At 60.2% G+C, this 10,206-nt stretch carries 10 protein-coding genes and 1 other RNA gene; 9 read left to right on the top strand and 2 right to left on the bottom strand.

What is annotated here, in order from left to right; all coding sequences use genetic code 11:
- Positions 1-1,119, bottom strand: a 1,119-nt coding sequence (locus tag HY896_12375; GenBank protein MBI5577143.1) for a type III polyketide synthase, incomplete at its 3' end; no start/stop codon positions are given.
- Positions 1,120-1,323: 204 nt separating this feature from the next.
- On the opposite strand from HY896_12375, the gene HY896_12370 reads away from it, so the two are divergent.
- From HY896_12370 to HY896_12340, 7 genes are all read left to right on the top strand, one after another.
- A complete protein-coding gene (locus HY896_12370; protein MBI5577142.1) occupies positions 1,324-1,974 on the top strand; it encodes a deoxynucleoside kinase in 651 nt (216 codons plus the stop codon).
- Positions 1,975-2,308: 334 nt separating this feature from the next.
- Positions 2,309-3,070, top strand: a complete 762-nt coding sequence (gene panB / locus HY896_12365; GenBank protein MBI5577141.1) for a 3-methyl-2-oxobutanoate hydroxymethyltransferase — start codon at positions 2,309-2,311, stop codon at positions 3,068-3,070.
- Complete coding sequence (locus tag HY896_12360; GenBank protein ID MBI5577140.1) at positions 3,070-3,927, top strand: pantoate--beta-alanine ligase; 858 nt, start codon at positions 3,070-3,072, stop codon at positions 3,925-3,927. The genes panB and HY896_12360 overlap by 1 nt, the downstream gene beginning before the upstream one ends.
- Complete coding sequence (locus HY896_12355) at positions 3,924-4,328, top strand: aspartate 1-decarboxylase (protein MBI5577139.1); 405 nt, start codon at positions 3,924-3,926, stop codon at positions 4,326-4,328. Before HY896_12360 ends, HY896_12355 begins: the two co-directional genes overlap by 4 nt.
- A gap of 167 nt (positions 4,329-4,495) precedes the next feature.
- Positions 4,496-5,806: an amidohydrolase family protein gene (locus tag HY896_12350; protein ID MBI5577138.1), complete on the top strand. Its 1,311-nt coding sequence runs from the start codon at positions 4,496-4,498 to the stop codon at positions 5,804-5,806.
- Positions 5,803-6,294 (top strand): SsrA-binding protein SmpB, encoded by a 492-nt coding sequence (gene smpB, locus HY896_12345; protein ID MBI5577137.1) that lies wholly within the window; start codon positions 5,803-5,805, stop codon positions 6,292-6,294. Before HY896_12350 ends, smpB begins: the two co-directional genes overlap by 4 nt.
- A gap of 143 nt (positions 6,295-6,437) precedes the next feature.
- On the top strand, positions 6,438-7,418 hold the full coding sequence (locus HY896_12340) for a C40 family peptidase (GenBank protein ID MBI5577136.1): 981 nt from the start codon (positions 6,438-6,440) through the stop codon (positions 7,416-7,418).
- A 57-nt stretch (positions 7,419-7,475) separates the two neighbouring features.
- On the opposite strand, the gene HY896_12335 is transcribed toward HY896_12340, so the two are convergent.
- Positions 7,476-8,543 (bottom strand): CapA family protein, encoded by a 1,068-nt coding sequence (locus HY896_12335; GenBank protein ID MBI5577135.1) that lies wholly within the window; start codon positions 8,541-8,543, stop codon positions 7,476-7,478.
- 112 nt (positions 8,544-8,655) lie between these two features.
- On the opposite strand from HY896_12335, the gene HY896_12330 reads away from it, so the two are divergent.
- Positions 8,656-9,522, top strand: coding sequence for an NmrA/HSCARG family protein (locus HY896_12330; GenBank protein ID MBI5577134.1), 867 nt, complete (start codon positions 8,656-8,658; stop codon positions 9,520-9,522).
- A 173-nt stretch (positions 9,523-9,695) separates the two neighbouring features.
- Positions 9,696-10,049: a transfer-messenger RNA gene (gene ssrA, locus HY896_12325) on the top strand.
- The last annotated feature ends 157 nt before the right edge of the window (positions 10,050-10,206 follow it).

Here is a 10,206-nt window from a genome sequence, read left to right as displayed (position 1 = left end):
TCGGCCGGCTCCCGCACGGACAGCCTCCAGCAGCGCCAGCTCCGCGGTCAGGCCGGGCCCGAAGGCCATTGCACAGACCGTCTCGCTATCGCTCCCGGAAGGACGTTCCAGAATCTCCTTGAGCACGAAAAGGACCGACGGGCTGCTCATGTTTCCGTAACTGCGAAGGACTTCGCGCGATTCCGCAACTTGCTCGGGTCTAAGGGACAGTCCGGACTGGACCTGGTCGATGATCGCCCTGCCGCCAGGGTGGACCGCCCACGTCCCTACGTCCGCTACGGCGTATCCGCCCGCCCCCAGGGAAGGCTCGACGATTCCTCGTATGCTGGCGCCTATGAGCCTGGGGACATAGCTGGACAACGTGATGTCGAAACCGCGGTCGCCGATGCTCCAGGCCATGTCGGCCTCACCGTCGGGGACGATGGCGGAGCGGAATTCTTCGATCCGGAAAGCGCCTTGGCCCGGCGCGGGATCGCGGGCGCTGACGATCGCAGCCGCGGCGCCGTCCGCGAACAGGGAGTTTGCAAGCTGAGAATCCTCGTTGCCGTTCACCTGGATATGCAGGGAGCACAGTTCGATGCACATCACCAGCACAACGGCGTCGGGCCTCGCCTTGCAGAAAGCCGCCGCCATACGAAGGGCGGGAAGCGCAGCGTAGCACCCCATGAAACCCAGGTGGTACCGCTCCGTGGAGCGGTTCATCCCGAGTTCACGCACGATGTGGTAGTCGGGGCCGGGGTTACAGAAACCGGTGCAGGAGGCGGTAACGACGTGGGTGATGTCTCCCGGTCCGAAGACGGCCGACCGATCGAGAATTTTCCCCGCTAAAGCTACGGACATCGCTTTCGATTCGCGGGCGAAGATCTCGTTGCGTGCGCCCGTACCGGGACCCTGCAACACCCCGCCAGGACCCGTCTTGAAGAAGCTGCCCTCGGAATTCCCGTCGAAATCGGCGATCACGGAGTGCCGCCTTTCGATCCCGGACTGCCGATATAGGACCCGAAGTATCCGCCTCGTCCTGTCGTCCTTCGCCCATTCCTGCATCTTGAGACAGGCATGTTCCTGCGAGAATGAGAACTCCGGAAGGATGGTTTCGATACGATGGACCCAAACAGGCATCCGCGCTGCCTCCTGGTGCGGTATTCCATATTAGAGTGACGGCATTTGGGAAGGTTTCAGGAGCGTTGCCGGCGTATCTCCGCGGGAGGATTATCGGCGGGCCGGAGGAGGACGGGTCCTACGTAGCTCCGGGGGTTTGCCGATGTTGCGAAGGAGGAATTGTAGTGGACAATGCGTTCCGCCGCTGAATACAATTGAGCGGACATGGGCGACCGGACCATTCCCCGCTATATAGCCATCGAGGGGCCGATCGGGGTCGGCAAGACTTCTCTCGCCAAGATCCTGGCCAACAAGTTCGGTTGGCGTCTTGTGAAGGAGGAGGTCGGGCATAATCCCTTCCTCGAGCGTTTCTACGAGAATCCGAGGAAATACGCCTTCCAGACGCAGGTCTTCTTCCTGCTGTCACGCTACCGCCAGCAGCGGGAGATGGCGCAGGGGAATCTCTTCGAAAAAGGGGTGATTTCGGACTACGTCCTTGCCAAGGACAAGATCTTCGCCCTCATCAACCTGGAAGACGACGAAATCGCCCTTTACGAATCGATATACAAGCTTCTTGTGCCCAACGTCCCGAAGCCCGACCTGGTGATCTACCTCCAGGCCCGCCCCGAGGTCCTGCTGAACAGGGTCCGCAAGCGCGGCGTGGAATACGAGCGGAACATTTCCCTTGACTACCTGAGGACGCTCGGCGATGCTTATAACGAGTACTTTTTCCACTATAACGAGACTCCGCTCCTTGTTGTCGGCACGAGCGAGATCGATTTCGTGGAAAGCCCCCGCGACCTTGAACATCTCGTAAGAGAAGTCAAGAGTGTTAAACGCGGGACGCAGCACTACATACCGCTGGGATCCAGGTAACGCCGGACCAAGACGGGATCGTCGGGAGACGCGGGGGAGGAAGCGCAAGCTGTGCGCCCCCGCAGGGCACGTGAGTTACGCGGCCTTCCGGAACGATTCCGGAGGGCTTTTTGTTTTAGGAGGTCATGAATGATAAAAACAAGTCAAAAACAAGTCAAAAACAGGGACGTTCTTAAAAACTCGAAAAAGGTTTTTTTCTTATCCATCTGCCGAGTTTTTAAGAACGTCCCTGTTTTTGACTTGTTTTTAGCGTCAGGACCGTCCCGGTTTTCGCGGGCGCCTGTTTTTTAATGAGGCAGCTTTGAAAAAAACCACCGTGTTGGACATCGGCAAGATGAAGGCGGAAGGGCGGAAGATCGTGATGATCACCGCCTATGACGCACTATTCTCGAAGATCTTCGACGAGGTCGGCGTGGACATCATCCTCGTGGGAGATTCGCTGGGCCAGGTGGTGCTGGGGCTGCCGAACACTCTCGGCGTGACGATGGAAGACATGGTCCGGCACACGGGCGCGGCGGCGAGAGGGCGAAAGCGGGCATACCTGATAGCTGACATGCCGTTCCTGTCCTTTCAGGTGTCGCCAGGCGAAGCCGTACGGAACGCCGGGCTGCTCCTCCAGGCAGGGGCGGAGGCGGTCAAGCTGGAAGGGGGGCGAAACGTCGAGGCAACGATACGGGCCATCGCGGCGGCGGATATCCCGGTGATGGGCCACATCGGGCTCACTCCGCAGTCGATCCACCGGATGGGCGGCTACCGGGTGCAGGGGAAGACCGACGTTCAGCGGGAACGCCTGATGGACGACGCGCTTGCGGTGCAGGAAGCGGGGGCGTTCGCGATGGTTCTTGAGGGGATGCCTGCCGACCTCGCGGGCGAGATCACCGAGCGGGTCGCGATCCCCACCATCGGCATCGGGGCCGGACCGCGCTGCGACGGGCAGGTGCTGGTGATGCAGGACCTCCTGGGGCTTTTCGACGAGTTCCGCCCGAAGTTCCTGAAGAGGTTCGCGGAGCTGAAAAAACCGGTGGCGGACGCCGTGCAGGCATATTCCGACGAAGTGCGTGAAGGGAAATTCCCAGGCAAGGAGCATTCGTTCTGATGGAAACGTTTCACCTTCCGGATGCCATGCGGGCGTGGTCGGAAGCGCAGCGCGCCGAAGGGAAGCGGGTCGGCTTCGTCCCGACTATGGGCTACCTGCACGATGGGCACGTGAGCCTCGTGCGTATCGCGAAAGAGCGGGGATGCGATGCCGTCGCGGCTTCGATCTTCGTCAATCCCACCCAGTTCGGTCCCGGGGAGGATTACGAGAGATATCCTCGCGACGAAGAGCGGGACCTGGCGATGCTTGGGGCGGCGGGCGTGGAGGCCGTGTTTCTCCCCGGTGTCCACGAAATGTATCCCGACGGGTACCAGACCTATATCGAAGTAAACGGCGTTTCGCGCGGGCTGTGCGGGGCGATGCGGCCCGGTCACTTCCGGGGAGTCGCAACGGTGGTGGCCAAGCTGCTCATCATCGCGAGGCCGCACGTGGCGGTTTTCGGGGAGAAGGATTTCCAGCAGCTCGCCGTCATCCGCACGATGGCGCGCGACCTGAACCTGGACGTGGAGATCGTGGGGGCGCCGATCGTACGGGAGCCCGACGGACTGGCGATGAGCTCGCGGAACAAGTATTTGAAGGGAGAGGACCGGACGGCGGCGCTCTGCCTGTACAAGGGTCTGTGCGCGGCCCGGGAACTGTACGCGGCGGGAGTCCGTGTCCCGGAAAAGCTGGTTAACGCGGCACGGGCGAAGATCGCCGCCGAGCCGCGCGCCAAGCTGGAATACGTGGAAGCCCGGAACCCGGTGACGCTCTCCCGGGAAATTTCGGTATCCGGAAGAATGACGATTTTAGCGGCGGCCCGGGTGGGGCCCGCACGCCTTATCGATAACATCACCCTGGAGGGGAAACCATCATGATGCGCACAATGCTTAAGTGCAAGATCCATCGTGCGACGGTGACCGACGCCGTGCTGCATTACGAGGGGAGCGTGACGATCGACAAGACGCTGATGGACGCGGCGGGGCTCGTCGAGTACGAGCAGGTGCACATCTGGAACGTCGACAACGGGAACCGCTTCTCCACCTACGTCATCGACGGCGAGCCCGGCTCCGGCGTCATCTGCCTGAACGGCGCGGCTGCCCGCCAGGTAAGCAAGGGCGACCTGGTGATCATCGCCGCCTTCTCGGCCTACGACGAGAGGGAGCTGGCGGACTTTCAGCCGACGCTTGTCTACGTCGACGCCAAGAACCGGATCACCAACGTGAAGCGGAAGGTCGAATCGGAGAGCCAGATCCCCCGGGTCGCCGCCGCCCGGTAGATTTGAAATCGGGGAAGTTACAAAAAGGGACGTTACTTAAAAACGGGGACATACTTAAAAACAGGGACGTTCCTGAGTTTTTTTACCACAGTTATCAGAAAAAACTCAGGAACGTCCCTGTTTTTAAGTATGTCCCCGTTTTTAAGAACGTCCCCGTTTGTTGGTAAATGAGAGATAGCGCAGACAAGGGGCGCGGGGCGAAGGTATACATCGCCTCGCGCATTTTTTTGGATTCCTCGACCGTGCTTTCCCCGGGTGCGGTGGCGGTGCTGGAAGGCGCCGTCGTGGCGGCCGGCAGGCCCCGAGATGTGGAACGGAGCATCCCCGGCGGATTCGAAAGAAGGGAATTCCCCGGCGCCGCCGTCATTCCCGGCCTCGTAAACGCTCATACTCATCTGCAGATACCCCGCCTGGAAATCCCGTTTGCCGGAGCATCCGCCGGCGAGTCTCCGTTCGTCGAATGGATCCTTCGCGTCATCGCATGGAAGCGCAATGCCCCGCCCGGGGAGTTCAGGCGGAACTTCGAGGCTGGTTCCGAGGAGGCTCTATCCTGCGGGACCACTTCCGTCGGGGAAGTCTGCGGGCCGGATCCGGCAGCCTACTCGACATGTCCGCTGCGAGCCCGGGTCTTCGCGGAAGGAATCGGGTTCGCTCCGGACGCTGCCGCGGAGGTCCTGGACGCCGTAGAAGCGGTATTGGCGGATTTGGAAGAATCATCCCGGGCAGTCGGGTCGATAGTCGTTCCGGGCATCTCCCCGCATACCCTTTACACCGTGGGACCGGCGCTTCTCGGTTCCATGGGGAACCTCGCCGCGCGGAAAAATCTTCCCGTCTGCCTCCACCTGGCGGAGTCCCCCGCCGAAATGGAATTTCTTTCGAGCGGCGGCGGACACGTCGCAACCCGTCTTTATCCCGCCGTCGGAAAGGACGTCTCATGGTTCCGCGGAATCGGGATGCCCATCGAGAACTATCTTCGAAGCGCGGGGCTGTTACGCGAAGGGCTTCTCCTGGTGCATAATGTCCACCTGTCTCCCGACGAGGTCGCCAGCCTGCGAAGGACGGGAGCGCGGTTCGTTCTTTGTCCACGAAGCAACTCGGCGCATGGAAACGGCCATCCCGATGTAACCCGTTTTGTGGATACCGGCGTTCCCTTCGCGCTCGGGACGGACAGCCTTGGTTCGGTGCCCGACCTGAACGTATGGGAGGAGATCAGGGCGGCGCGTTCGCTGTATCGGGGGAGACTCGTGGAAACGGAACTATCAGGCGTGCTTTTCCGTGCCGCCACCGAAAACGGGGCGGCGGCACTTGGGCTGCCGTGCGGCACGTTGCGGCCCGGGGGAGCGGCCGACTTCATCGTGGCGGACAATCCCGATGGAGAAGGAGACGCGGCAATCAGGAACCTGGTGGATCGGACGGGCGGTAATAACGTCCATATGACAGTTGTCGGCGGCATTCCACGCTACGAGCGTACCAGATGACGGAGAAGCCTGAATCGCGCGTCAAAATAGTCGCGACGAACCGGCGCGCCCGGCACGAGTACCATATCCTTGAAAACTTCGAATGCGGCATGGTTCTGCACGGGTACGAAGTGAAGTCTATCCGCCAGGGACGGGTCAATATCCAGGATGCCCACGGCGCTGTCCGGGACGGCGAAGCATTCATTGAAAACATGCACATATCGCCATACTCCCACGGGGACCTTCGCGTGATCGATCCATTGCGGGTCCGCAAACTCCTTCTCCGGCGCAAGGAGATCGACTATCTCCTCGGAAAGACCCGGGAGCGCGGCCTCACGCTCATCCCGCTCAAAATCTACCTGAAAGGCCCCCATGTGAAGATGGAAATCGGGCTGGCCCGTGGAAAGAAGCTCTACGACAAGCGGGAAGATATCGCGGAAAGGGACGCCAGGCGCGACATCGAGCGCGCAGTGCGTGGAAAAGGACGTAAAACGACACGAAAATACTGAAGAAACCGGCCCGAATAGCCGACAAGAGACTGCAAACCCATCGAAGCCTGGCGAGGCTGCCGCACCCGGACTAGATTGCAAAAAGATTGCGGCTTGACAAACAAGCGAATGTAAAGGAAATTAATAAACCGAATTTTTTCACGATGACCCTTCGACGCCACATAATTTTTTACTCTTTTCTCCTGTTGGCCATACCATTGGCTGCCGGTGCGGACGAAGTCTACAAGGTCCGTAGAGGGGACAGCCTTGCGCGGATCGCGAAGAAGTTCCACGTCAAAGCAGACCGCATAATCGAGGCGAACGGCCTGGAATCAGACCGGCTGAAACCGGGCGACAGGCTTACGATTCCAATGCGAAATTCATCCGCCCGGTCGGCCAAAGCGGCGGAGGCGCCTGCGGGCGCCAACGCGCCTGAAACCTGCCCTCACACGGTGGAAAAAGGCGAGACCCTCTCCGAAATCGCGGAAATGTACGGGATGACGATCAGGGAATTGAAGGCGTTGAATCATATCCGGAAGCCGAAACGCGTAAAGGCTGGGGCGAAAATACTCGTAAGGAAGCAGAAGGAAGAGGAACCGGTTGTCGCCGCGGCGCCTCCCCCGCAAGATGCTCCGCCTGCCGAGATCCCCAGGGAATCCCTGATCGCCAGGGAACTGAGGGAAATCGCGGCATCACCCGTCGTCAAGGAGGTACGGGAACTCACCGAACCTGCCAAGGGGACCGGCCTCGGTGGAATCAAGGAGAAGTTGATAAGCATCGCGCATAAAATGCTCGACATTCCATACAGGTTCGGCGGGAGTTCGTTCCTCGGGATCGACTGCTCGGGCTACGTGCAGAAGGTCTTCGGCGTGCTGGATGTCGTTCTTCCGAGGACGGCGAGGGAACAGTTCCGACACGGAGAGAAGGTGAGCCGGGATGAGCTATCCGTCGGGGATTTGGTCTTCTTCCGGACTTACGCCAAGTTCCCTTCGCACGTCGGCATCTATCTCGGCAACAACCAGTTCATCCACGCTTCTTCGAGGGAACGCAAGGTCAAGATCGACAGCATGGACGCACCGTACTACTACAAACGTTTCATCGGCGGGCGGCGTATCCCGCTGCAGGAACAGGTCGACGAGATCTGATAACGCCCCGGCTCATCGTTTCCGGCTCACCCGTTGATCAACGCACATTCCATGATGTCATTCATCATCCTTGACCGAGGCCGGCACTATTTTCCCGTCTTCCTCGATGACGAGCCCTGACGGGAATCCCCGCGACCCGGTCAGCTCACGGATGAGATTCACCGCCTTTCCGTCCTTGTCGATGAATGGAATCCCGCGTTCGCGCAACTCCACCGGGACGATCGCCCCGCCGACGAAATTCCCCGTCTCCAGATCAATCCCGGCCCGCAGCACAAGGCTCACACCGCTGGGCCCCTGTATGTTGAATCTCCCGTACGTCAGGAAATTACCCAGGCTGTAGGCGATAAGTTTCCCCTTGTAGAGTTCCAGCGCCCTGGGAACATGCGGCCCGTGTCCAAGCACGAGGTCCGCGCCTGCGTCGATCGCCGCCCTGGCGAAACGCACTACGTTCCCCCGATTCGTCCCCGCGAAGATCTCGTCGCCGTCAGGCACGCGCATCGCATCCTTCCCTTCACTCCCCCCATGAAACGACACGATGACAAGGTCGTGCCCTTCCTTCAATCCGCCGATGAATTCCGCTGCCTCGGCCGGATCCTGTATGGGAAAGGAATGGGAAGAGAGTGGTGAGTAGGAAAAACCAGCCACGGCGACGAGCTTGCTCTTGATGCAGAACACGGCGACATTCTCGCCCCCGGTCGCCCGGACCCCCGTGTTGTCCAGCGCAAGAATGGTGTTCTCCACCCCTTCGGGACCGAAGTCGAAAGAGTGATTGTTCGCGACGTTAAGGACATTGAAACCCGCTGTCTGAAGATGTCGCACATACCGGGCGGGGGTGCGGAACTCGAAGCACAGGTTTTTCCCGCGCTTCTTCCTGCCGCACTTGATCCCCTCACCGCCGTCAAGCAGCGGCCCTTCCAGGTTTCCGAACACGATGTCGGCGTTACGCAAGCCTTCGAGGACGTTGTCGTAAATCCCGTCCCCGTCCCGGGGTGGAAGCATCTCTTCCGGCCATGTCGTGCCCATCATGATATCCCCGACCGCCGCAATGGTGAGCATGTCGCACGCGCGGGCGTCAACGCCGATGAACGTCGATAACAGGCAAAGGAACGGAAGGAGAACTTTCATCCGGGACATGGGGAAGGATTATAGCATCGGGTATTTATCGGTCCGGGAAGCGATTCCCGTGGCCATAAGGGGCATCTAACCAGGAAACGGAAGTTCAAGGAGGGACTCGATCATGGCATCGAGGAAAACGATACTCGTCACGGGGGCAACCGGCCAACAGGGGGGCGCCGTCGCCCGCTGCCTTATTTCGAAAGGGCAGAACGTGCGAGTGCTTACGCGGTCTCCCGAAAAAGCCAGGGAATTGGCGCAACGGGGAGCGGAAGTTTTGCGCGGCGACTTCGATGACAGGGAAAGCCTGAAGGAGGCGGTCCGCGGCGCGGACGGGGTCTTCATCGTGGGCACTCCATTCGAGAAGGGGCCGGAAGCCGAAATGCAGCAAGGGAAGGAGATCGTATTGGCCTGCTGGAAGTTCGGCGCTCCGCAAATCGTCTACACGTCGGTCTGCGCAGCGAATAAAAACACCGGGATCCCGCATTTCGAAAGCAAGGCAAAGGTGGAATCGTATATAAAGGAAACCGGGCAGGCATGCACGATCCTGCGGCCCGTATGGTTCATGGAGAATTTTGCTTCGCCGTGGCTTGCCCCGTCGATCGAGAAGGGGGTAATGACGACCCCCGTTCATCCGGAGAGGAAGCTGCAGATGATCGCGCTGTCCGACATAGGAGAATTCGCCTCCGAGGCGTTCCTGCGTCCGGATGAGTTCCTTGGGAAGGATATCGACCTCGCGGGGGACGAACTGACTATGCGCGATATCGTCATGCAGATCTCCTGCGCATCGAACCGTGAAGTCCGGTACGAACAGATACCGGATGAAAAAGCGGAAGCCGCCGTCGGACACGATTTCGCGCTGATGTACCTGTGGTTCAACCGGGTCGGATACCAGGTGGACATTCCGCAACTCGAACATCGCTGGGGGATCAGGATGACGACCTTTTCCAGGTGGCTGGGGAGGTCGGCGTTGTACAGAAAGGCGGCGTGATCCGCCGTAGCTCCGAAGCGCATGGTTTTTCCCACGCGCGGAGCGAAGGTGGACTTCACATAAGGCGGTGGCCGGATGGGAGCCGAAGTCCCGCCCGGCCATTGCCGTTTCAAACAGGCGCCGGGCCTGTTTATCAATTTGCCTCGTGGTGGTATCCTTTAATTGAAACGAACGGGGGCGAAACGGATTCGACGGGGACGTCGATGCTCCTGGGTTGCGTGCCGAGGCCCCGCACCCTCGTCAAAAGCGGGAACCACATAGTCGCCAACGACTATAGCTACGCTTACGCGGCTTAAGCCGCGTACGTCCGACCGTTGAATGCCCGTATAAACGGAAGGGCGTCGAGCTTACGGGATAGCCGGATGCTCCCTCCCGGGGGGCGGAACGGTGAAATCCAAGCCGGGATGGTCGAAGGGAACCCTGCCGGCCGGGGTCCCCGAAGACGAGATCCAAACGACCGGAAACGCACGTAGCAGCCCTGAGTAAAGAGTCTTCGGACGGGGGTTCAACTCCCCCCGCCTCCACCAAACGATCCCGAAAACCGACCACTGTTTTTCAGTTGGGTCGGTTTTTCTGCGTTTGGTGGAGGCTAACCGGAGTTGAACCCAAGGCGGCGCCGAGCGAATAGCGAGGATAAGCGGCCATGGATGGCCGCGGAAGCCGCCGCGGCCGCCGGCGGAGCGA

Source organism: Deltaproteobacteria bacterium (assembly GCA_016218975.1).
Classification (GTDB): Bacteria; Desulfobacterota; Deferrimicrobia; order Deferrimicrobiales; family Deferrimicrobiaceae; genus JAENIX01.
Note: the sequence above shows the minus strand (reverse complement) of the source record. Positions and strands in the feature narration are given on the sequence as shown.

What these genes read in the sequence shown, in the direction of transcription:
- HY896_12370 (MBI5577142.1), top strand. Translation starts at nt 1,324, where the DNA reads ATGGGCGACCGGACCATTCCCCGCTATATAGCCATCGAGGGGCCGATC.
- panB (MBI5577141.1), top strand. Translation starts at nt 2,309, where the DNA reads ATGAAGGCGGAAGGGCGGAAGATCGTGATGATCACCGCCTATGACGCA.
- HY896_12360 (MBI5577140.1), top strand. Translation starts at nt 3,070, where the DNA reads ATGGAAACGTTTCACCTTCCGGATGCCATGCGGGCGTGGTCGGAAGCG.
- HY896_12355 (MBI5577139.1), top strand. Translation starts at nt 3,924, where the DNA reads ATGATGCGCACAATGCTTAAGTGCAAGATCCATCGTGCGACGGTGACC.
- HY896_12350 (MBI5577138.1), top strand. Translation starts at nt 4,496, where the DNA reads ATGAGAGATAGCGCAGACAAGGGGCGCGGGGCGAAGGTATACATCGCC.
- smpB (MBI5577137.1), top strand. Translation starts at nt 5,803, where the DNA reads ATGACGGAGAAGCCTGAATCGCGCGTCAAAATAGTCGCGACGAACCGG.
- HY896_12340 (MBI5577136.1), top strand. Translation starts at nt 6,438, where the DNA reads ATGACCCTTCGACGCCACATAATTTTTTACTCTTTTCTCCTGTTGGCC.
- HY896_12335 (MBI5577135.1), bottom strand. Translation starts at nt 8,543, where the DNA reads ATGAAAGTTCTCCTTCCGTTCCTTTGCCTGTTATCGACGTTCATCGGC.
- HY896_12330 (MBI5577134.1), top strand. Translation starts at nt 8,656, where the DNA reads ATGGCATCGAGGAAAACGATACTCGTCACGGGGGCAACCGGCCAACAG.